This window comes from Caproiciproducens galactitolivorans, assembly GCF_026672255.1.
Classification (GTDB): domain Bacteria; phylum Bacillota; class Clostridia; order Oscillospirales; family Acutalibacteraceae; genus Caproiciproducens; species Caproiciproducens galactitolivorans_A.
In genome coordinates, this window is sequence record NZ_JAPOHA010000003.1 from 285,883 (window position 1) to 307,171 (window position 21,289).

Sequence of the window (21,289 nt, forward strand, 5' to 3'; positions counted from 1 at the left end):
TTTTTGCCTCACGAATAAAGTTTTCGGTATTCGTTGGGTTTAATCCCTACGGTTTTTATGAAGCTTTTTGTAAAATTCTTCAGGTCGCTGTATCCAACCTGTTCGCAGATAACCGCTATGGTCAGGTTAGTTTCCTTCAAAAGTTCCTTAGCGCGGTTCATACGGATTTCGCAAAGGTAATTCCCGAAATTGTTTCCGCTTTCCTTTTTAAACAGAGTACTGAAATACGTGGGATTAAATCCGACGTAGCTGCTGACTTCCTCCAGAGTGATCGGATTCATGTAGCTTTTCTGAATATATTCTTTTGCAAGGCGGATAGGCCGGGTGTTCTCCTGCCTTTTATCTTCGATGATTACTTCCATGGATTCCCCGATCATAACGGAAAGATATTGGAACAACCGGTCGATCGAACCGCACCGGCTCGCATGGACGCAGAATTTTTCGTAGAATTCCGGACCGTATTTTATCGAAATCTGATTGTTCCGAAGATGGGTCAAATACATTTCGCAGGCTTGTTTGGCGATGGAAAAAACCTCTGTTCCGCTGAGATTTTCCAAATCGATCTGGTTTCGCAGAGCGGCGATACAGTTCAGCACGGCTTCTTTTTTCAGCACCTCGACCACCGTGCCCATCGTCCGGTTCAGTTCAGCCAGCAGCGCGCTGACTGTCTGCGGATGCATCTGCACCGTCTGATCTTCAATCAGCCTGCCGGTGCCCAAAATCAGCCTTTGCCCGATCGCATACCCGGCGGTTTGGAACGCTTCCTGCAATTGCCCGATATCGTCCACGGCAATCCCTGTTACAATTGTAAATTCATGCTGCCTGTATGTAATTTTCTGAACCATCAGTTCGTCGAACACTTCTTTCAGCTGTTTCCTTATGGCTTTGCGGCTGTCCGTATCATAATTCATCAGGCAATAGGTGATGCTGTCGTCCGAATAAAATTCCAGATCGAAGCACCGGCCTTTTAGCATGCTTTCCAAAATCCACTTGATCTTATCTTCCAGAATCGGAATGGTGTTGTTATAATCGTCTTCATAGCCGCAGTCGATTTTTACCGCGCATACCTGAAAAAGTCCGGGTGAAAAGGAGAAGTGGTAATTTTGATTGACGGATTCCATTAACAGGTCCTGTGCTGTTTTGCTGTCACTCAGCAGTCTTTCCTTAATAAAATTCGCCCGGATTTTCCGAACGTCATTTTTCATCTGTTTTTGTAACTGTTCTTCATGATTCAATTGTTCCGTACGCCTTAAATATTTTTCACGCATCTTATTGAGCGCGGCAAGAAGATCATCCTTTTTAATAGGCTTTAAAAGGTAATCGCTTACACCGTATTTTATGGCGTTCTGCGCATATTCAAAATGGTCGTAACCGCTGATAATGATGAAATCCAGCTCCGGATTGATATTTGTGGCGCGGCGTATCATTTCCAAGCCGTCGTAGCCAGGCATGCGGATATCCGTGATAATCAGGTCAGGTGAAAGAGCTTTTATCAAATCCAGCGTTTCTACGCCGTTATGCGCGATTCCGGCGATTTCCATACCGAGCAGGTCCCAGTTGATCAGCCCGCGAATCAGCCGGCATACGTTTTCTTCGTCGTCCGCAATAATAACCTTAATCATAGCTTCCTCTCCTTTCAATTCCATAAGTTTCCTTAAATGTTAAGAAAACATTTCCGACTCGATATACGCGCAGAGGAGGTGATAAAGGGCGATATGAACCTCTTGAATCCGGTAAGTTTCCTGCTCGGGGGCAATCAGGCTGTAATCCGCGATTTTCGCGATTTTTCCTCCATCGCGCCCTGTCAGAGCAAGGGAAGCTGCGCCCATGACCTTTGCAGTCATAAGCGCATACGCCACATTGTTCGCATTGCCCGAAGTGCTGATTCCGATCACGGCGTCCCCTTTGCGCGCATAACCCATTACCTGCTGCGCATAGATCAAGTCCGGATCGACGTCGTTGCTGAAAGCCGATATCAGCGAGGCGTGCGCGTTAAGTGAGATAGCCGGCAGGCCGCATTGCAGCTTTTCCGCGATAAAATTGCCTTCCCCGTTATAGAGCTGTGTAAACCGTGCTTTGACATTTGCATCCAAAGGACGTTTCAGAAGGAATCCCTTCATCAATTCCCCCACAATATGGTCGCCGTCCGCGCAGCTTCCGCCGTTGCCGCAGATCAGCACCTTTCCTCCGTTTTGAAAGATTTTCAGCAGCGCTTCGCAGACCTCCGAAACGGGCTCTTTCATGAAGAGCAAATCCGGGTGTATTTCATAAAAATGCGTGCATAACTGTATCGTGTGTTCTTTCATTTTTCATCCTCCGTTTGCAAATGATAGCCGGCAACGATCAATCCGGCGATATCCCCCAGGGATTCCGACAGCTGGCTTGGCAGAACCCTGCAAGCTTTTCGGGCGGCGGGAAGCGTTTCCTCTTGAATTACCTGTTCCGCGTACGGCCAGATTTCATCATAGTTGCGGACAAAAATGCTTCCGATCACAATGCACTCCGGGTTCAGGAAATCAATGATAACGGACAGCCCTTTTCCCAGTTGACAACCGACTTGCCGGAGGATATCCAAAGCAAGGGGGTCGCCGTTTTTTGCTGCCAAACCGACTTGTGCGGCCGTAATCTGCTCAGGTTTATCCGGACTGCCGCCAAGCGTTGTTTTCTTTCCGGACTGCCGTTTTTCCCGGATCATGGTCGCTGCAAGCTGTGCGATACCGCCGCCGCTGCAAAAGCCTTCAAACGAGCCCATTTTTCCGTAACCGGCAGGGCCGTAATCCGAAAGACGAATATGCCCGATTTCTCCGGCCATATCGCAGGCGCCGGTATACAGACGGTTATCCAGAATGATCCCCGCGCCAAGCCCTGTACCAAAAGTAAGGAAAACCACATTTTTACACCCTTTGCCGGCACCCATTTTCCACTCCGCAAGGGCGCAGGCATTGGCGTCGTTGCAGAGCCATGCCGGTATCCCAGTCTTATCCCGTAAATAATCCGTAATCGGAATGTTGTCCCATCCCGGAAGGTTCGGAGGGGAGAGGATAATCCCCCGGCTGCTGTCTAACGGGCCGCCGCAGCTGATTCCAATTCCTTCAATTTTTTGGGAATCCTTCAGCATTTTTTTACAGGAAAGGATATCTTCAACGAAGGCATTCAGCATTTCAGCAGGCATATAGTCCGAGGTTTTTCGAATCTTGCATTTCTGTAATATTGCGGCATCCTCACCGGAAACTTCCCCTAAATTCACCGCGCATTTTGTTCCCCCAATATCCACTCCGATTGCCAGCACAATTCTACCTTCTTCCCCTATACAATAATCGTTTCTTAAAGAAATCATTACTAAAAATCGATATCTTTTCCGGAATATTATATCAAATGTACCCTGCTTATGAAAGGCCTGTCATGACGATAGTGAATAATTCCGTAAATACCTGAAGAATTCCCCCATAAATCAGAATAAAACCACTATCTTAGGTGAATGAATGCGTTGAACCCGAAGACGGATATGAAAAATCCCCTGTTCGCAGCAGATAACGTCAACTGCTAAGAAGCCGTTTATTTTTTTATTATTTAAATTAGGAATTAATGCTTTCTGGATAAAAAGGTGATATAATGTCACCATGGAAAAATGGGCAGGCCCTTTTAATTTTTCTGAAACTGGAGATGATGCGATGTTCCTGTTAATGCTGGCGGCAATGGATAACGAGGATGATAAATCTTTTATGATGGACTTATATAAGGAATATTACCCGATTGTACGGAAAACCATTTATCAGATTCTGATCGACAGCCGGGATGTGGATGACCTTATAAATGATGTTTTTATTAAATTAATTGAAAAAATTTCGCTGATTCGCTCTTTTGACTGTTGCAAAACAGCCTCCTATGTTGTCTATACTTCTAGGAGCGTAGCAATCAATTACATAAAGCATCGGGATATACAGAGAAAACATGCTTTTTACGGAAGTGAATCCGATGTGCTTGGCGATACGGTCGATACGGATGACAGCGTTGAGGATTTCATCGTTCGCCGTGAAGCGCGGGATGCCCTGTCGGACGCCGTTTTAAAGCTGCCTGACCGGCAAAGAGATTTACTGTACTTTAAGTATGTACTGGATAAAACGGACATGGAAATAGCGGAAGATCTTTCCATCAATCCGAACAGTGTGCGCGAATATCTGACAAGGGCCAGAAGGGCCGCTAAAAAATTATTGGAGAAGGGGGATGAAACAGAATGTTAGACAGCGGAAGAGACCAAATTCACAAGAAGCTTTACGAAGACTATGAAGACAGTTTATTTAAACTCATCCTATTTGAAGCGGCGGAAAAAGAAGGAAAATTGTTTCTGAAAGAAAACGAACAATTAAAAAATGACCCGGCGTTTCTTCCCTCTGCGGAGGAGGAAAATCGCTTTAAGAAACTGTTAAATCACCATATCCATAAAGTAAGAAATCATCCGAAAAGAAAGATGATCTGTAACTTTGCCAATAAAGTTGCGGTTGCGGTGCTGGCAGTCGTCTTTGTATTTACGGGCGCAATTTTAACCGTTCAGGCCTTCCGCACCGATGTATTGAATTTTTTGATCAGTATCGAGCCAAAGTACACCTCCATTCAGTTGAATGAAAGTGAAAATGAGACAAAGGATGAAAATCTGACGGTTAACTGGAAAAATGCGTATGTGCCGACGTATATCCCGGCGGGCTTTGAAGCGGATAATCTTTACTATTCGGATTCTCTTAAAACGATTACCTTCCATCAAAAGAATAGTGAGAAGAAATTTATTGCCTATTCGGAGTACGATGCTTCAAACGATGTGGAACTTGATACGGAAAATGCGTCTTTAATTAAACTTGTTCAAATTCAGGGGCACAAAGGGACGCTTGTTATAAAAAATTCGATTACTACCGTTTCATGGGAAATGGATAAGCATATTTTTACCATTAACGGGAATGTAGACGGGGATGAAATTGTGAAAATGGCCGAAAATGTAAATTTTATAAAATAAAGTGTTGCAAAAATTCAGTTCAGTTGTCTTTAACAGTATAAACATTAAAAGAAAAGGAGTGTCCAGTTATGAAAAAGTTTTTTAGCGTTCTTCTTTTGGCCCTTATCGTGGCTTTCTCCGCTTTGCCCGCTTACGCGGCGGAAGGGAAAGCAGATGTTCAGTCGGGTACGGTTCATCCGACCTTTGTGAACATCATGTCCATGGCGGCCGGTCTTTCCATCAATTCCGCCGGCAGAGCCACATGCACAGGCGCGGTGAATCTCTATGATGATTCGTACACGGTAAAGATGACAGTTGACCTTCAAAAATCCACAGGGAGCGGATGGTCATCTGTTAAGACCTGGGTTGTAAATGGAAAAGGAAATGCCGGTGCCCAGTTGTCCGCTCATTATTATGTAACCAGCGGGCGATACAGAGTCTGCACTACAGCAAGAGTTTACAATGCCTCCGGCAAATTGGTGGAAACGGAATCCGCATATTCAGCGGAAAAGACTTATTAACGATTACATACCCTTAAATAGTATTTCAAATTAAAAGGGGACTCCGTCCATTATGGAACGAAAAAAATTCAGTATTTTTTGTTTGAGCTTATTGACCCTTCTTAACATGACGGCATGCAATCCATCCCGCGGGGCAAACTCCCCAAAATCGGACACCTTCCCGACAAGCAGTCCCAAAGAAGAATTTGTTTCGGGTTTCCCCGGCGCTTCGGAGGGATGCTGGAGCAAAATCGCCCCGATGTATACGCCAAGGTACGATTTCGGAAGCGAAGTAATGGACGGAAAAATTTACGTTTTCGGCGGAAAAAATGAAAGCGGGCAATTATCTTCAACGGAAGTATACGACATACAATCCAACACATGGAAACGGCTGAAACCGATGCTTGAAGCGAGAAGCAACTTTCAAACGGCTGCGTTAAACGGCGAAATCTACGCGATTGGGGGCAGTCAAGCCAAATTTACCGGAATGGGGGTGACGACGGCTGCTGTTGAAAAATACAACCCGGCAGTGAATACATGGGTACCCCTGCGGCCAATGCGCGCGGAAAGGATGTATCATCAGCTGGCTGTTCTTGACGGTATCATTTATGCGATCGGCGGTTCGGCGGATTCTTCCGTTCTGCCAGCCGTTGAGGCCTATGATCCGTCTTCCGATACATGGACGGATAAAACACCGATGTCGGTACCAAGGATGCAGTTTGGAACGGCAGTCATCGGGGGAAAGATTTATGTCATCGGCGGATGCAGCACGGAAAAGAGTTTAGAAACAGTAGAAATGTATGATCCAGAGACGGATAAATGGACGAAGAAAGCGCCGATGCAAACGCCCCGGTTTTCCTTTCAAACAGAAGTCATAGAGGGGAAAATTTATGTGATGGGAGGTTTAAATGACAAAGCAGATTCTTTGGCTTCCGTAGAAGAATATGATCCCGCAGCGGACAAATGGACAACGAAAAGATCGATGAAAACGCCCAGAAGCTGGTTTCAGTCGACCGCCGCGAACGGGAAAATACTTGCCGTTGGCGGATGGAGGAAGGTTGGGGACTATTTATCGCAAAGTTTTTTATCCTCCGTCGAGGAATATAATCCCAAATCCGATACATGGACGGAAAAATTGCCGCTCCTGCCTGCCAGAAGTTTATTTAAAACAATTCATTACGGCGACAATCTCTTCGCCATTGGCGGTGCGGTAGGCTCCAACACCCAGGCGGAACCCGGCACGAATTCGGCAGCGATGTATAAAATGATAAAGTAATCAGCAAATCGTATTTTCGCCGGAGAAAACTCTTTTTCATCAGCCAGCAATGGTACAAAAGTAAATTCAGAATCAATATAGACAGAGCTGAAATAGAAAGATGGATTCTTCCTATTTCAGCTCATTCACTCTGTCAACATTTTTTACCAATAAATATTTTTGGGGGTATTTTATGAAAATCCGCAAAATTCTTGCGCTTTGTTTATCGGCCCTGCTTATTGCTGCGGCGGGCTGCAGCGCAACAAATGGAGATGCGGTAAACTCCGGGGCCAATTCCGCGGCGAAAAACCTGTCTTCCGAATCCGTTTCCTCTTCCGGCAGTCCGTCAACTTCGACCAATCCATCAAGCTTACCGGCCAGAACAGCTTCATCTTCAAATTCAACTACGACTTCATCAGCTTCAGAAGCAAAAGGTCTGTTATTCGCCGAAGATAATTATACAAAGGCGATATTTCATATAGGAATGACACGGGAACAAGTAAAACAAGCTTTAAAGGATAATCAGTTGCGNCGAAGATAATTATACAAAGGCGATATTTCATATAGGAATGACACGGGAACAAGTAAAACAAGCTTTAAAGGATAATCAGTTGCGGCTGGAGCCAGATGATTATGGAACTTCAGATGAAGAAGTGTTAAACAATTATCTTGGATTTCGTATTATCGGCGGAGTAGACATAAGCTACGACTCGAAAACCGACCTATTGAACCAGCTGATAATATTCCCGGCTTCCGATACAGAATTGTCCAGTCCGTATGAAACACAAAAGGGTTTAAAAATAGGCGATACAGTTGAAACGGTAATAAAACTATATGGTGAACCTTTAAAAAAAATAAAATGTGGGGATGTTGTTAATGAAGATTTAAGAATAGCATATTGTTATGATTTGCCGATTAATCTGAATCATTATTATAAGGAAAGTAAAGAAATAATCGGCTCGGGTAATAACTCGAGTGATTCTACAAAAAAAAGCGCACAGTTGGTAATTAGTGTTTCACAGATGAAAGGCGACAAATTTAACAGAGTTGAGGCCATTGTTTATTAATGATCGTTTTCATGAAGACGAAGCTACTGATTAACAAACTACTTTCAGTTTTGTTTTAGAAGTATCAATAATATTCAAGGGGTGTATTTTATATGAAATTCAGAAAGCTGTTTTTTATTGGTCTGTCTGCGCTGTTAATACTCACGGCGGGCTGCAGCGCAACAAATGGAGATGCGGTAAACTCCGGGACCAATTCCGCAGCGAAAAACCTGTCTTCCGAATCCGTTTCCTCTTCCGGTAGTCCGTCAACTTCGTCCAATCCATCAAAGTCACCGGTCACAACAAATTCATCTTCAAATTCAACTACGACTTCATCAGCTTCAGAAGCAAAAGGTCTGTTATTCGCTGAAGATGATTATACAAAGGCGATATTTCATATTGGTATGACATCAGATCAGGTAAAACAGGCTTTAACTGAGAATCAAATGCAAACCGTGAAAAATGAAGATCCTAATCCGAATAGAATTTCCACTGATCATGGAATCGACTTGCTTTTTACACCGGGAACTGATTTATTCGATATGATATCAATAGAGTCTGATTCAGACACACAACTGCACAGTCCATATAAAACACAAAAAGGGCTAAAAATAGGCGATGCAGTTGAAATGGTTAGAACATTATATGGTGAACCCGTAGAACAAGTAAAATACGGGGATAATCTTAACGGTCTAGGCGTGGCCTATTATTACGATATTCCAATCAACCTGGACAATTATTATAAAGTACAGACTGTCAAGAATAAAAGCGGCAGAGGGGTTTACTTGCGTATTAACATATCGCAGTCAAAAGGGAATAATTATAATAAGGTCGTTACAATTATTTATACTGAGAAAGCAAACAATTAAATAGCATTTATTACTTTCTTAGAAATCGATTCGGATTCGGAGGGATTGCTAAAACTTGATCCAGCTTAGTATTTTGCTTAATAAAACACCCCGCACCATCTTTTATAGGTGGTGTGGGGTGCCATTATCCCAAATCTTTAATGCGTCCAACTAGCCTTAGAACATCTCATCCTTTTTGTTGAACAGTTTAAACGACCTTACATACAAATACGGCAGAAGAACTTCCGTTGATGTAAATACCTGTGGAGCCAGTGCTTACTCCAGTAAAGGCAAAGTAGTAATTGCTCCCGGACTGGCTCGCAAGGCTGATGGAAACAATGCCGCCTGTTCCAGCCACGACCTTTGGATACGACGCACAAGTGATACGCGCCTGATATTTGTTTCCCTTTTTAATGGTGACCGTCGAGTGAGTGTCACAATCAAAAGAAGCATCGTCCCCAGAAGAAGTATGGGTCCAATAAGCCATACTGTCTGTACCGTCTTTATTATATCGATTTTCTGCTGCGCTTACTGTTGTAATGCTAGAAGCTCCTGGGTCTAAAACAGTTGTAGAATTCGTAGCTAAAACTGAATGATAATCATTAGGATTACCATTAATGTGCCTATAATAGACAATGGGCCATGTATCATAACTGGGTTTTGTGGTTGTACGGGTAAATTTAAAAGTTGTGTCCTTGTACTTGATTGTGGATGTAGTCTTAAAATCTCCGTTTGCATCTGTACAATTTGAGATTACAGATTTAATAACGGCCAATTTACCGGTATCATCGTTGATCGCAAGTTTTTTGCAAATTACCATTGCCGCACAACAAACGATGCAACCCGCTTTTCCCACGGTTGAACTTCCGAATTTAAGATCCTTCCACCTTGAATTTCCTTGATTAATATAACAGCTTTCTGCCATTTTAAAGACCTCCATTTTAATAGTTACAACAACTTTATAAATTATTTGTTTGGACATAACGACATTTATAACGTGTCCAATTTATAAACGCCGAAATAATTCATTCATTGCTGTACATAAAGTAAAGAGAGATTAAATTTGATTTTGTAAACTTAGGAAACACTGATTAAAAAAATAGAGTAGCGTTTACTCCATGTTTTAATCGGATTATTAAGGAGATAAAGCATATGAAAATAAGCAAATTATTTGTTGGCGCCTTTTGTCTATCCATAGCTATCTTTTTCACTGGTTGTAATAGTCAGCGGGCAAGTTCATCTGCAGGACCTGAAATAAGTTCTGGAAGTGCTTCTTTACTTGTTTTACAATCGTCCAGTTCGAAGTCAAATAGTAAAGATGTTATATTATACACTTATAAAGGAATGGCACCTTCTCCAACGGAATACACACTCACTCAGCAGGTGCCGCCGGATGCCCAAGAAGTGCAGGAAACTGTGAGGATGTCCTCTGATGAGGCAACCCCTGAAAAAATAATGAAACTATATACGGAAAAATATCTTTCCAAACCGGTCGGCAATGGCACTATGAATTTTTCCTACTCAAGCGCGTCCATGAACAGGGATGGAATCATTACGATTGACTTTACAAAAGAAGGCGCCAATTATCTGTCATATGGAAGTATGCTGGAATTAAATTCCTTGTATGGCATTGGAAAAACAATGCTGATGAATGTTGAAGGTGCAAAAGCTGTTTGTTACGGAATAGAAGGAGGTAACTATTCGACAGAGATGTTTTTAAATAGAAGTACCCCTTATTTGACAAAATAATATTGTTTTAAATTAGCCTTTTGTTGTAACCCCATTCTAATGTTTTTACATATCAAGTTTTCACATTCTCATTCTTTATGCCACACGAGCAGCGAAACGTTTTAAGGGCTGTTCTTCCAGATCGGCTGTGTAAATAATCAGCCGACTGCCCAGACTGTCCGACGAAAGTCAATTTCCAAAAATCGGATTGGCTTTCGCAGCGAAGGTGCTAAGCGGCGCATCTTAAAATTGCATAAATGTAATGTTTTAAAGTTTTTTAGAAGGAGATTAATCCCAATGCAAGTAAAAAAATTAATTGAGTTTTGTTTCTGCGCAGCATTTTTTCTTTGTATGACAGCGTGCAATACGGGAGGCACCGAAAACAACACGAATTCGAGTGTCCCAAGTTCTGCAGCACAAAACAATTATTTTTAAATTCACCGTACGCATTTTAAATGGGAACGAGCTGGAACAGTCAAAAAATAATTCTTCCTATTTCAGTTCGTTCACTCTGTCAACTTTTACAATAAATATTTTAGGAGGTCTTTTATGAAAATCCACAAGATTCTCGCGCTTTGTTTATCGGTTCTGCTTATTACTGCGGCGGGCTGCAGAACACTCGGTGAGAGGATGGCGGCAAGTTCCGGTATTCGTTCGGAGGGTAGTCCATCATCCACCTCGCAGATTCCCTCTTCTTCGTCTGCGACAGCTTCCAGTAATGGGAATGCCAATTCTTCCGCTACGCAGGCTGTGTCAAAAGCAGAAAGTGAAAAACCGCGAAATGGTAGCGATTGGGTAGCATATGTCACAAATAAAGATCATTATAAACTTCATATCAAAAAAGCAGACGGCAGTGAGGATAAAGTCATTGTAAACGATACTGTTTTTGCCCCATGCGTAGCGGGCGAGTGGGTGTATTATATTAATCCTTTAATAGAGATTGACAAGGTGGAGCTGGATGGTTCGCAAAAAACAAAAGTATGTGATATACCTGAGATGATGCACTTAAACGGCAACATGGCGGTTACCGCGGAATATAAGAACGGATACATTTTGTACAAAACACAGCAATTGCATGAGGTAGGGAACAACAGTTCATATTCCCCATGCTATTTTAAGCTTGATTTGAATGAAAATAAGATTACCGAAGTAAATAATTAGTTGACAATGAGTCTGAAAAAACGATTCAAAATCAAGAATTAATTGATTTTCCGTTGTAAGATGGCAGGCTTCGGGGGTTTTATTATTTATTGGGTATGGTTTATGCAACTCGAAACACTTTAAGGGTTGTTCTCCCGGACCGGCATATCTTAAAATTGCGTTTCCCATAAAATGTAATAGCTTAAAAATTTTTATAAGGGGATTAATCCAATGCAAGCTAAAAAAATAATTGGGCTTTGTTTAAGCGCAGCATTTTTTCTTTGTACGGCGGCGTGCGACCCGTCCCGTGCGGCAACTGTGCCGGTGTCCGAAAATACAAACTCCTTCGCCGTAAAGAGTTCGAGCGCTGATTTCTCTCATACAAACATGGAAAAAGAAAATGACAAAGGCAGTTGGGTGCAAAAAGCACCAATGTCCACTGCAAGAAAGTGGTTCCAAACGGCAGTGGTAAATGGAAAAATTTATGCCATGGGTGGTACGGATGAGTACGACGGATATAGCCACGGGTTATCTACAGTCGAAGAATACGATCCGATGTTGGATCATTGGGCAAAGAAGGCACCGATGCTTTCCACAAGATTGAATTTTCGAACAGAGGTAATCGACGGAAAGATCTATGCAATTGGTGGTTTCAATGGTCAAGGCGACCCCTTATCTTCAATGGAAGAGTACGATTCGGAATCTAACAAATGGATAGCAAAGGCATCTATGTCCGCAGTAAGAACGGATTTCCAAACAGAAGTGATTGATGGTAAAATTTATGCAATTGGTGGTATAGGGGATTATGCTGAATTCTTATCTTCAGTGGAAGAATATGATCCAAGATCAAATACATGGACGACAAAAAGTTCGATGTCTGTTCCGAGAGCACAATTTCAAACAGCAGTCGTGAATGGGAAAATCTATGCAATCGGCGGAAACAGCGATAACAAAGCTTTGCTTTCCGTGGAGGAATATGATCCGCAAATCAATAAATGGGTTAAAAAAGCGCCGATGGCTACTCCAAGAATCGCTTTTCAGGCACAATCGATAGCCGGGAAGATTTACGCGATTGGTGGCTATAATAATGGTGACGGTTCAATGAATACAGAACTGTCTTCAGTAGAAGAATATGATCCAAAATCGAATCGGTGGGCAGCTAAAAAAACAATGCATACCCCCAGATATGATTTTCAAACAGAAGTAATTAACGGAGAGGTTTACGCGATCGGCGGAAGTAGCGAGGCACAATATTTTACGAGTTTATCCGCAGTAGAAGTATATATTCCTTCGGATAATGTTTGGCTATATGAAGAAACAATGACTACTTCAAGACTGTTTTTCCAAACGGAAGTGTTGGATAATAAGATTTATGCTATTGGCGGCTTGAGCAAAACAAAGGCTTTATCTTCGGTAGAGGTATACATGGCATGGTAATAACAGTTGTATATAAAAGCAGAATAGCGGGGATTCATCCTCGCTATTCTGCTTTTGTGTCAATCTAACATTTTCATGAGGCTGTAAATTTGATTCGGCCTTATGCAACTCGAGCGACGAAACGTTTTAAGGGTTGTTCCCCCGGGCCAGCGGTGTAAATACCGGCCGACTGTCCGGAAGCTCCGACGAAAAGCAGCTTCCAAAAATCGGATTGACCCTCGCGACGAAGGTGTGTAAGCGTTACGACACCGCTGGTACCGACTGTAACGGTAGGTGTTTGTGGTGAGGTGGTTTTAAAAATGTATGTTTCTCCGTGCCTTTTAGTTACGTCCATTGTTGTGTCAATTTGTACAACGGTGCCGGGACTATTGGGATAGGTAATCCATTTACATTTAAACCAGTTCGTCCATGGTTTGTGCCTCTCCTTATTATGCTTTAGATCCGTTTGAATCACACCTTCCCTAGTACCGAACGCTTCAATTACTTGACCGTTGCCGATGTAAACGCCGACATGCTCCTCGGCGTGCAATAATAAACCCGGAATTTCGGGAATGGAATCAATATCACCCTTGCTTGTTGCCTCGCGAAACATCGTATTTGCATCATGGTCATACTTTGATGTGTATGCTGGATTTTCTCCATATTTGTCTGCAAACATATAGTATTTAACTAACCCACAGCAGTCAACGGTTCGTTTTCCAATCCATTGTTTGGCGTCTTGGGCAAAAGTAGGTTCAGAATTTTTAAATTCTTTAACCTTATCATTATAGATTTCTTGAGTAAATACTCGCCCAAAAGTAGATAAAACGTAACCTGTTTTAGCATTTAATGCTGCCTTGCAAAATGTAACTAGTCCTGTGTTGGTTTTTGCCATAATATATTTCCTCCTTTAGTTGCGCCGAATTATAAAAATCCGGCATTTTTATTTTTTATCTGACTTGCAAGTCTGATTATTAAAGAGAGAAAGTTGCGTAAAATGTAAACTGATTTAGAAATTTTATTTACCACGCCCATTTAACTGCTGTATGGCGTCCTTTAATTTCTGCGGCAGGGGAAGCCCGATCTTGCCTGCGTTTTCAATAATACTAATTCCTTCGTTGGACAAGTAAAACATGATCAGCATAGTTCGCAGGGAACTTCCGGTGCCGATGACGTACTGATCAAGAATGTGTCCCACTGCGACCAGTGCGAAGATCATGGCTTTTTTGCAGATGCCTCGAAATCCGATTTCACTTGAGAGTTTCTTGTCATGAATAGCCAACAGAACCCCTGTTATGTAGTCCAGCGCGACAAACGCGATCAACGCGTAAATCAGGGAATCGACCGCCCCGAATACCCATCCCAGAACACCTCCTGCAAACGCAGATATGATTTTGCAGTAATTAAAAATATTATCCATAAACATCACCTTTTACCTATGGCTTGTCCACTAATTGAGCTTTTAGTTTTTTTAGTGCCCGCATCTTCATTTGATTCACGGCTTGCCTTGTAATACCCAACATATAAGCGGTTTCCTTAACGGTAAAACCAGAGATATAGATCATTTTTATAACGGATGCTTCCGGTTTGGTTAGAATGAGATCAATGCCGGGTAATTCGTTTTCAAAGTAAACGTCATTACCTGCTGTGGAACTTTCCACATAATAAAGTTCCTGATCGCTTAGATTTGATTCCGGTATACAATTATGGAGCTTTTTGAGGGCAATCAATTTTTTAATGTAACTGCTATAAATGGATTTATATATGTATGACACCAGACTGCCTTCGCTTTTATCTCGTACACAGTCGAGCTTTAGGTTATGCAAAAGTTCTATAAAGTCTGCAAGGAGATCATCGTAGGCATCATCATAGTAAAGTTTATAAGCGTATTTTCTCAGAAGCGGATTAAACTTCTCAATTAACATTAGGGTTGCATCACTGTTACCGGCCTGTGATTGCGCAATTAAACCGTCTATCATTAAGCGTCCCACCTTTCAACTGTTAAAGAGATGGGATGCCTGTTTTTGTAAACATTCGGAAGAAGAAAAACTAATTTTTCGTCATTATGGTTCACCTTCCCGAAGAAAACAAAAAAGGGCAGAAAAATACGGTAGTCAGCCGCAAATTTCCACCCATGAGGTTTCAATGTATTTACTTGATTTTACAGAATTTACAATTTTTTCCTTTCTAAAATGTAAAGACAACCATTCATATATTTTGCAACAGTTAAAGTAAGTTTTTAGCCTGATTTTTTTCGGGAAAATGTATCATATTTCGCGCCATGATTTCTGATACTTGCTGCTTAAATTCTCCGGATATTTCCTGTTCGGTTCCTTTTTGGCATGAAAACACCCCCAAAAGTTATTCAGTATTTCATACTGTCTAACTTTGGGGGTGCATTTCATTTTTGCGGCAGGGCCTTTTTTAGTATTGTGAGGATTGTGATTGTGCGGACTGTGCGTATTGTGGGGAATTTTTCAATTCACTTTTTAATTCAAAGGATTCACAATCTGTACACGGCTTTTGCGTCGGATATTGTTCGTGCGTTCCGACTTTTATACTGTCCAGTGAGCAGTATTGCTGATTTTGGCAGTGGTATTCACACTGATCCACGCTGCATTTAATGCTTTGATTCGCATTTGCTTTCGCCATTTTTATACAACTCCTTTCCACGGTTTAGTTTGTCCATGGAGGGATAAAATATAGCAAGGAAAAAGAAGCAAAAAATAGGATTTTAATAAAAATTCACTTGACAAAATATTTTGCATATTGTATTATACAAGAATCTCTTTGCACTGCATTTGAATCTACAGTACAAACTGAGCAGGCGATGAACTCCATGGAGTTTGTGGGGCTGGGCCACATGGCAGCAGATATCACATCTGCGGGACAGTTTTATGTTCCGCAGGTGTGTTTTTTTTATACACAGAATACGGAACAGAAGCTGAAATAGCGAGAATGAAGTGCCATAGAACGATCCATAACAACACGCCGTGAGGCGAAAGCGAGGTAAATTTTATGACAGAACAGAAAATACTTGAACAGGGTCTGACTTCCGCACAAGCAAAAAAACAGCAGGAGAAATTCGGGAAAAATGAATTGACAACCAAGAAAAAAGAAAACTTTTTCCGGAAAGCGCTCCATATCATCAGCGAACCGATGTTTTTGCTTTTGATCGCGGCGGCGGTTATTTACTTCCTTCTGGGAGAACCGCGTGACGGGGCGGTCATGCTGATTTTTGTGGTAGGCATGATCAGTATCGATGTAATACAGGCATGGAAAACCGATAAAACCCTGAACGCGCTCAAGGATCTTTCCGCGCCGCATATTACGGTTCTCCGCGACGGAAAGGAACAGCGGATTGCCAGCGCCGATCTGGTGCCGGGCGACCTTATGCTGATTGTGGAGGGCGTGAAAATCCCGGCAGACGGCGAAATCCTCAAGTGCAGCGACCTTTGTGTGGAGGAATCCTCCCTGACCGGCGAAGCCGAGGGCGTCTGGAAAACGACCGTGCAGGAAGCGGAGCTTTCGTCCGATTACTGGCGGAAAGATTATTGTTACGCCGGCACCCTTGTTACCCAGGGAAGCGCCTTTGTTCTGGTGGACAAAATCGGAACGCAGACGGAGTACGGGAAAATCGGCCGGGATATTGCCGAGGCCCCGGAAACGCCCAGTCCGCTTCAGAAGCAGACGGGAAAACTCGTGAAGCTCTGCGCCGGAATTGCCGCCGTTTTGTTCCTTTTGGTTGGGATACTTACGTATATCAACATTCCCGATCATCCATTTAAGGATCGGATGATCGAGAGTATCTTGTCCGGAATTACGCTTGCTATGGCGATGATTCCGGAGGAATTTCCCGTTATCCTGACGGTTTTCCTTTCCATGGGCGCCTGGCGGCTTGCAAAGAAAAATTCGTTGGTGCGAAAGCTTCCGTCGGTGGAGACGCTGGGGGCGGTGTCCGTTCTCTGTGTGGATAAAACGGGAACCATCACCATGAACCAGATGACGGTGCAGGATACCTGGGCGCCGAACGGGGATACGGATTCCCTGTCGGAAGTGATGGGCCTTGGCTGTGAAACCGAAACCTACGACCCCATGGAAAAAGCGATGCTCGCCCATTGCGAAAAGCTGGGCATCGGCAGGGATCACCTGTTTTCCGGGGAACTGCTTACGGAATATGCATTTACAAACGACCTGAAAATGATGGGGCACGTCTGGCGGCATGAAGGGGAAATCCTGATTGCGGCGAAGGGCTCGCCGGAACGTCTTATGACGCTCTGCGGCCTGACCGACGAGCAGCGCCAAAGGACGGAAGAAAAAATACGGGAAATGTCCGAAAAGGGTCTGCGTGTAATCGGGGTCGGAATGATGAAACTGAGCAGTGAGGAAGAAATTCCGAAATCTATAACCGACTGCAAACTGACCTTGTGTGGTCTCGTCGGCCTTGCCGACCCGCCGAGGGAATCGGTGAAGGAAGACATTGCAAACTGTACCCGCGCGGGAGTGCGCGTGGTTATGATCACCGGCGATAACGGCAGGACGGCGGGTGCGATCGCGAAGCAGATCGGCATTCCGGACAGCGGGCGCGTGATTACCGGCGACGAACTCGACCAAATGGACGACGACGAACTGCGGGAACGCGTAAAGGACGTCAGCATCTTTTCCCGCGTGGTTCCCGAGCATAAAATGCGGATTGTCAAAGCGTTTCAGGCAAATGGAGAGGTTGTCGCCATGACGGGCGACGGCGTTAACGACGCGCCCGCCCTGAAATACGCCGACATCGGCATTGCAATGGGCAAGCGCGGCTCCGAGGTTTCGAGGGAAGCCGCCGACCTGATTTTAATGGATGATAACTTTTCCACCATCGTAGATACGATTCGGGACGGAAGAAGAATTTACGACAATATCCGAAAAGCAATGGGGTATGTGTTCACCATTCACATCCCGATTGCGCTGGCGTCGCTTCTCGCGCCCCTTCTGGGAATCAGTCCTTCCGCGCTGTTCCTGCTTCCGCTTCATATTGTCCTTCTGGAACTGGTGATCGACCCGACTTGTTCCATCGTGCTGGAGCGCCAGCCCGCGGAGCGCGCGATTATGGAACGGGCGCCCCGGGACCCGGAGGAAAAGCTCCTTACTCCGCAGATTTTACTGAAAAGCACCTTGCAGGGGCTGGCTGTTTTCGCCGCGTCGTTCGGCATTTATCTTTCCTATATGGCGGGAAATCCGCAAAACGCCCCGCTTGCCCGTGCCATGGGGCTTACGGTTATCCTTTTGGCAAACCTGTTTTTGGTTCAGGTCAACAGTTCCCACTATGACTTTGCGTTTCAGTCGATCAAAAAGCTGGCGAATGACCGGATCATGTGGACGGTATTCTTCGGAACCATCGCCGGACTGCTGCTCATCCTCTATTCCCCGCTCCGCGTTTATCTGAAATTTGCCCCCCTTAGTGCCGGTCAATTTTTCACCGCGGCCGGGATAGGCATCCTGTCCGTTTTTTGGTATGAACTCGTTAAATTTGTGATGCACTTCAGAAAGCAGTATAAATAATATACAAAAAGTATTAAAGGCTATCAGAATACAATGTGTATTCTGATAGCCTTACTTTTTATGGCAAAATCACCGACGGTGCGATGAGAATGAAAGAGATTTCACATCAAGTACTCTTTTTGGCCGCCGCGAAAGTACCACGCTTTGTCAGTATCTGTTTGCTTGAGGAAACAGGTTAAAAAGGATGAATATGAAAATGCTGATGTCCCGCGCCCGGGTGATGATGATAATATTCATCGACCAGATTTGTCTGAATCAGGAGGTCGACGTCCTCCAAAAGGCTTTCGGCCGGACGGTCCGCGGCAATGGTATGGTTTTCGTCAAAAAGGATGGCCCGTCCCGCGATTTCCTGTACCATTTCCAGGTTGTGCGTGGAAACAATCAGCGTCTTTCCGGCCGCATGCAGCTTCATAAGAAAAGAAACAAACCACCTCTGCGCGCGCGGGTCAAGGCCCACCAGCGGTTCGTCGAAGACGAGCACCTCCGGGTTCAGCGCCAGAACGCTGGCAATCGCGACCTTCCGCTTTTCACCGCCACTGAGGTGATAGGGCTGACGGTGCCGCAGAGCTTCAATGCTCAGAAGCGAAAGGCAGTCTTCCACCCGCTTTTCCGTTTCGCTCTCCTCCAGCCCCATCTGCCGCGGGCCAAAGGCGATTTCATCGTAAACGTCGGCGCAGAAGAGCTGAGTGTCCGCGTTCTGAAATACAAAACCGATTCTCTGATGAAATCGTTTCGAGAACAGAGGGTCCTGCATCTTTTTGTGCGTAATTTCCTCGCCGCAGAAACGGTAGACGCCGCTGTCGGGGAAGAGAATGCCGTTGATTAACTTCAGAAGGGTGGACTTGCCGCTTCCGTTCATGCCCATCAGCGCGACGGATTCCCCTTTTTCAATGCGCAGGCTGACGTTTCTCAGCGCCGCTGTTCCTTCGTAGGAATACGATACATCCGATAATTCGATCATTTTATTCATCCTAAATATAAGAATAGAAGCAGCAAAAGCATATGGATCAGCAGATACCCGGAATCGGTCCAATTCATACGGATACGGCTGCTTTTGCGGTAATCGCCCGTAAAGCCCCGGCATTCCATCGCGGCGTTCATTTCCTCCGCCATTTCCTTCGATTTAATGAACATGGTGCCCGCAACGCCTGAAAGCGAAGCGTATTTCCGATTGTTTTTCCCAACGGACCGCAGTCTCAGCGCGTAAAGCAGGGGGAGGGAAAATTCCCCGAGCATAAAGATATACCGGATGGTGATATCGAGCACGAAGATAAAAATATCCGGAAGAAAAAAGCTTTTCAGTGCCCCGGTCACATCCCGCCATTCGGTTGTGCGGGAAAGAATATTCACGGCCGATACGGCGGCGAATACCTTGAGCGGAATCATGACGATACCGTACCGGTTTCCCCAGAAGGCGGACGGAAGGAGGATGACCAGCGTAAAAAGTGCCGCCACAAATCCTGCTTTTAAAATGCGCAGAATTTTATCTGCGGAAAGAAGGCTTATGGCCGCCAAAAGGGCGACGTTGACGGTCAGAATAAAAAAGAGGTTTTTTGAAAGGGAAAGCAGCACGATCAACAGAAAAGTACATGCGACCTTAAAGGCCGCATGTACAGCGTATTTTCCTGTTCGAATGCCGCTTTGCGCCCGGATGCGGGAAAGAATCCCCAGCAGGGACAGAATGCTTTTGTCGAGAAAGGAATCCCTGTCCGACAGGGGCTCATATTGTTCTTCTTTCAGCAGCCATTCGGGCATCGCCGTTTCCTCCAAGTTAAATTATTGCATTCCTTTGTTTTTGGATTTTATGCTCCGGAAAATTTTAAATAGAATCAGCAGGATAGCGACCCCTGCCACAGCGGACAGGATATATGCCGCGTAGGGTGGAAGCCCGGCAATGGAATAATCAGGCATGGCGGCTTCAAAATGGATTCCGTGCAGCATCCCTTCCGGCACAAAACCGAGCGGTTTGCCGCCGCCTGCGGCGACGTTCTGAATTTCGTCCGCGCCCCATTCGCCCCATGCGGTTCCGGTGGCCAAAAGCCCCAGAGGGGTAAGGCAGATCAGCGCGGCGAGCAGGCCGTAAACCGCCTTGCTTTTTTGTTTTTCCCCTTCGTACAGGGTTCCCGGGGAAACCTTTTTTATAAAGGTAAAGACGGCGACCGTGAACACCGCTTCCACAATACCGGCAACCGCCAGATGGGGAATCATCATTGCCGGTACGGATACGGACAGGGGGTAGGGGCAGTAAAGCGCCTGTCCCGCCGCATTTTTGAAAAGAAGGGGCTGAATGCCGAATTCAATCGCCGCGCACAGGGCGGCTGCATTGATTCCAACGTAGGAACCGACGATGATTCCCGCGTATTCGCCTTTTTCGCCGCCTACCCGGTCTTTGATGAATTTATAAAGAAAATAGCCCACAAAGGGAAGGACAAACGCCATATTGAAGCAGTTTGCGCCGAAGGACAGAAGCCCTCCGTCTCCGAAAAACAGCGCCTGAATCAGCAGCGCAACCGAAACGGAAATACAGGCCGCGTACGGCCCCAAAAGGATGGCCAGCAGCGTTCCTCCAACGGCGTGGCCGGTTGTGCCGCCCGGGAGAGGGATGTTAAACATCATCATGAGAAAGGAGAACGAGGCGCCGATGCCGAGGAGGGGCATTTTTGCCCGTGTGACTTCTTTTTTCAGTTTACGGATGGATACCGTCCATGCCGGTACCATAGCCGCGCCCAATGCCGCACAGGTGGACGGGCTCAGATAATTGTCCGGAATATGCATAGTTTCTTTTCCTTTCAATAGGCTTTGCCTGTAAAATCAAAAGTTTCATT

At 44.7% G+C, this 21,289-nt stretch carries 20 protein-coding genes, 1 pseudogene and 1 riboswitch; of the genes and pseudogenes, 10 read left to right on the forward strand and 11 right to left on the reverse strand.

The window, feature by feature from the left end:
* Nucleotides 1-8 precede the first annotated feature (8 nt).
* From OUY18_RS04530 to OUY18_RS04540, 3 genes are read right to left on the reverse strand one after another with little or no spacing between them, the layout of a single operon-like run.
* Nucleotides 9-1,622 (reverse strand): response regulator transcription factor, encoded by a 1,614-nt coding sequence (locus tag OUY18_RS04530; protein WP_268057535.1) that lies wholly within the window; start codon nt 1,620-1,622, stop codon nt 9-11.
* 39 nt (nt 1,623-1,661) lie between these two features.
* Nucleotides 1,662-2,306, reverse strand: coding sequence for a D-sedoheptulose-7-phosphate isomerase (locus OUY18_RS04535; protein ID WP_268057536.1), 645 nt, complete (start codon nt 2,304-2,306; stop codon nt 1,662-1,664).
* Nucleotides 2,303-3,289: an ROK family protein gene (locus OUY18_RS04540; RefSeq protein ID WP_268057537.1), complete on the reverse strand. Its 987-nt coding sequence runs from the start codon at nt 3,287-3,289 to the stop codon at nt 2,303-2,305. The genes OUY18_RS04535 and OUY18_RS04540 overlap by 4 nt, the downstream gene beginning before the upstream one ends.
* A gap of 382 nt (nt 3,290-3,671) precedes the next feature.
* Between OUY18_RS04540 and OUY18_RS04545 the strand changes: the two genes are divergently transcribed.
* The 6 genes from OUY18_RS04545 to OUY18_RS04570 all read left to right on the forward strand — a co-directional run bounded on the left by OUY18_RS04545 (nt 3,672) and on the right by OUY18_RS04570 (nt 8,654).
* Nucleotides 3,672-4,241, forward strand: coding sequence for an RNA polymerase sigma factor (locus OUY18_RS04545; RefSeq protein ID WP_268057538.1), 570 nt, complete (start codon nt 3,672-3,674; stop codon nt 4,239-4,241).
* Nucleotides 4,235-5,005, forward strand: a complete 771-nt coding sequence (locus OUY18_RS04550; protein ID WP_268057539.1) for a DUF4367 domain-containing protein — start codon at nt 4,235-4,237, stop codon at nt 5,003-5,005. Before OUY18_RS04545 ends, OUY18_RS04550 begins: the two co-directional genes overlap by 7 nt.
* A gap of 68 nt (nt 5,006-5,073) precedes the next feature.
* On the forward strand, nt 5,074-5,505 hold the full coding sequence (locus OUY18_RS04555) for a hypothetical protein (RefSeq protein WP_268057540.1): 432 nt from the start codon (nt 5,074-5,076) through the stop codon (nt 5,503-5,505).
* Between the two features lie 52 nt (nt 5,506-5,557).
* Complete coding sequence (locus OUY18_RS04560) at nt 5,558-6,760, forward strand: Kelch repeat-containing protein (RefSeq protein WP_268057541.1); 1,203 nt, start codon at nt 5,558-5,560, stop codon at nt 6,758-6,760.
* A 548-nt stretch (nt 6,761-7,308) separates the two neighbouring features.
* Nucleotides 7,309-7,806, forward strand: coding sequence for a hypothetical protein (locus OUY18_RS04565; protein WP_268057542.1), 498 nt, complete (start codon nt 7,309-7,311; stop codon nt 7,804-7,806).
* A 92-nt stretch (nt 7,807-7,898) separates the two neighbouring features.
* Entirely contained in the window at nt 7,899-8,654 is a 756-nt protein-coding gene (locus OUY18_RS04570) for a hypothetical protein (RefSeq protein WP_268057543.1), read from the forward strand.
* A 187-nt stretch (nt 8,655-8,841) separates the two neighbouring features.
* Here OUY18_RS04570 and OUY18_RS04575 read toward each other — a convergent pair whose 3' ends face one another.
* Nucleotides 8,842-9,558, reverse strand: a complete 717-nt coding sequence (locus OUY18_RS04575) for a hypothetical protein (protein ID WP_268057544.1) — start codon at nt 9,556-9,558, stop codon at nt 8,842-8,844.
* A 227-nt stretch (nt 9,559-9,785) separates the two neighbouring features.
* Here OUY18_RS04575 and OUY18_RS04580 point away from each other — a divergent pair, with 227 nt between their 5' ends.
* The 3 genes from OUY18_RS04580 (at nt 9,786) to OUY18_RS04590 (ending at nt 12,938) form a co-directional block, all read left to right on the forward strand.
* Entirely contained in the window at nt 9,786-10,382 is a 597-nt protein-coding gene (locus OUY18_RS04580; RefSeq protein WP_268057545.1) for a hypothetical protein, read from the forward strand.
* Nucleotides 10,383-10,910: 528 nt separating this feature from the next.
* Nucleotides 10,911-11,522, forward strand: coding sequence for a DUF5050 domain-containing protein (locus OUY18_RS04585; RefSeq protein ID WP_268057546.1), 612 nt, complete (start codon nt 10,911-10,913; stop codon nt 11,520-11,522).
* 210 nt (nt 11,523-11,732) lie between these two features.
* Nucleotides 11,733-12,938, forward strand: coding sequence for a Kelch repeat-containing protein (locus OUY18_RS04590; protein WP_268057547.1), 1,206 nt, complete (start codon nt 11,733-11,735; stop codon nt 12,936-12,938).
* A 100-nt stretch (nt 12,939-13,038) separates the two neighbouring features.
* Here OUY18_RS04590 and OUY18_RS04595 read toward each other — a convergent pair whose 3' ends face one another.
* From OUY18_RS04595 to OUY18_RS04610, 4 genes and pseudogenes are all read right to left on the reverse strand, one after another.
* Nucleotides 13,039-13,812, reverse strand: a complete 774-nt coding sequence (locus tag OUY18_RS04595; RefSeq protein WP_268057548.1) for an NlpC/P60 family protein — start codon at nt 13,810-13,812, stop codon at nt 13,039-13,041.
* 123 nt (nt 13,813-13,935) lie between these two features.
* Nucleotides 13,936-14,337, reverse strand: coding sequence for a phage holin family protein (locus OUY18_RS04600; protein WP_268057549.1), 402 nt, complete (start codon nt 14,335-14,337; stop codon nt 13,936-13,938).
* A gap of 16 nt (nt 14,338-14,353) precedes the next feature.
* A complete protein-coding gene (locus OUY18_RS04605; protein ID WP_268057550.1) occupies nt 14,354-14,896 on the reverse strand; it encodes an RNA polymerase sigma factor in 543 nt (180 codons plus the stop codon).
* 508 nt (nt 14,897-15,404) lie between these two features.
* Nucleotides 15,405-15,569: pseudogene (locus OUY18_RS04610) on the reverse strand (DUF1540 domain-containing protein); the annotation flags it as partial.
* A gap of 157 nt (nt 15,570-15,726) precedes the next feature.
* Nucleotides 15,727-15,812: riboswitch (NiCo riboswitch) on the forward strand.
* A gap of 123 nt (nt 15,813-15,935) precedes the next feature.
* Here OUY18_RS04610 and OUY18_RS04615 point away from each other — a divergent pair.
* On the forward strand, nt 15,936-18,464 hold the full coding sequence (locus tag OUY18_RS04615; protein WP_268057551.1) for a cation-translocating P-type ATPase: 2,529 nt from the start codon (nt 15,936-15,938) through the stop codon (nt 18,462-18,464).
* Between the two features lie 175 nt (nt 18,465-18,639).
* Here the strand turns inward: OUY18_RS04615 and OUY18_RS04620 are convergent, their stop codons facing one another.
* The 3 genes from OUY18_RS04620 to cbiM are packed head-to-tail and all read right to left on the reverse strand — an operon-like array spanning nt 18,640 to nt 21,239.
* A complete protein-coding gene (locus OUY18_RS04620; RefSeq protein WP_268057552.1) occupies nt 18,640-19,425 on the reverse strand; it encodes an energy-coupling factor ABC transporter ATP-binding protein in 786 nt (261 codons plus the stop codon).
* A 5-nt stretch (nt 19,426-19,430) separates the two neighbouring features.
* Nucleotides 19,431-20,219, reverse strand: coding sequence for an energy-coupling factor transporter transmembrane component T (locus OUY18_RS04625; protein ID WP_268057553.1), 789 nt, complete (start codon nt 20,217-20,219; stop codon nt 19,431-19,433).
* A 21-nt stretch (nt 20,220-20,240) separates the two neighbouring features.
* Nucleotides 20,241-21,239: a cobalt transporter CbiM gene (cbiM, locus tag OUY18_RS04630; RefSeq protein WP_268057554.1), complete on the reverse strand. Its 999-nt coding sequence runs from the start codon at nt 21,237-21,239 to the stop codon at nt 20,241-20,243.
* Nucleotides 21,240-21,289 lie beyond the last annotated feature (50 nt).

Excerpts from the sequence above, each read along its gene's own strand:
- OUY18_RS04570 (WP_268057543.1), top strand. The coding sequence starts at position 7,899 with ATGAAATTCAGAAAGCTGTTTTTTATTGGTCTGTCTGCGCTGTTAATA.
- OUY18_RS04620 (WP_268057552.1), bottom strand. The coding sequence starts at position 19,425 with ATGATCGAATTATCGGATGTATCGTATTCCTACGAAGGAACAGCGGCG.
- OUY18_RS04550 (WP_268057539.1), top strand. The coding sequence starts at position 4,235 with ATGTTAGACAGCGGAAGAGACCAAATTCACAAGAAGCTTTACGAAGAC.
- OUY18_RS04590 (WP_268057547.1), top strand. The coding sequence starts at position 11,733 with ATGCAAGCTAAAAAAATAATTGGGCTTTGTTTAAGCGCAGCATTTTTT.
- OUY18_RS04545 (WP_268057538.1), top strand. The coding sequence starts at position 3,672 with ATGTTCCTGTTAATGCTGGCGGCAATGGATAACGAGGATGATAAATCT.
- cbiM (WP_268057554.1), bottom strand. The coding sequence starts at position 21,239 with ATGCATATTCCGGACAATTATCTGAGCCCGTCCACCTGTGCGGCATTG.
- OUY18_RS04560 (WP_268057541.1), top strand. The coding sequence starts at position 5,558 with ATGGAACGAAAAAAATTCAGTATTTTTTGTTTGAGCTTATTGACCCTT.
- OUY18_RS04600 (WP_268057549.1), bottom strand. The coding sequence starts at position 14,337 with ATGGATAATATTTTTAATTACTGCAAAATCATATCTGCGTTTGCAGGA.
- OUY18_RS04535 (WP_268057536.1), bottom strand. The coding sequence starts at position 2,306 with ATGAAAGAACACACGATACAGTTATGCACGCATTTTTATGAAATACAC.
- OUY18_RS04530 (WP_268057535.1), bottom strand. The coding sequence starts at position 1,622 with ATGATTAAGGTTATTATTGCGGACGACGAAGAAAACGTATGCCGGCTG.
- OUY18_RS04615 (WP_268057551.1), top strand. The coding sequence starts at position 15,936 with ATGACAGAACAGAAAATACTTGAACAGGGTCTGACTTCCGCACAAGCA.
- OUY18_RS04565 (WP_268057542.1), top strand. The coding sequence starts at position 7,309 with ATGACACGGGAACAAGTAAAACAAGCTTTAAAGGATAATCAGTTGCGG.
- OUY18_RS04555 (WP_268057540.1), top strand. The coding sequence starts at position 5,074 with ATGAAAAAGTTTTTTAGCGTTCTTCTTTTGGCCCTTATCGTGGCTTTC.
- OUY18_RS04625 (WP_268057553.1), bottom strand. The coding sequence starts at position 20,219 with ATGCCCGAATGGCTGCTGAAAGAAGAACAATATGAGCCCCTGTCGGAC.
- OUY18_RS04605 (WP_268057550.1), bottom strand. The coding sequence starts at position 14,896 with ATGATAGACGGTTTAATTGCGCAATCACAGGCCGGTAACAGTGATGCA.
- OUY18_RS04575 (WP_268057544.1), bottom strand. The coding sequence starts at position 9,558 with ATGGCAGAAAGCTGTTATATTAATCAAGGAAATTCAAGGTGGAAGGAT.
- OUY18_RS04595 (WP_268057548.1), bottom strand. The coding sequence starts at position 13,812 with ATGGCAAAAACCAACACAGGACTAGTTACATTTTGCAAGGCAGCATTA.
- OUY18_RS04580 (WP_268057545.1), top strand. The coding sequence starts at position 9,786 with ATGAAAATAAGCAAATTATTTGTTGGCGCCTTTTGTCTATCCATAGCT.
- OUY18_RS04585 (WP_268057546.1), top strand. The coding sequence starts at position 10,911 with ATGAAAATCCACAAGATTCTCGCGCTTTGTTTATCGGTTCTGCTTATT.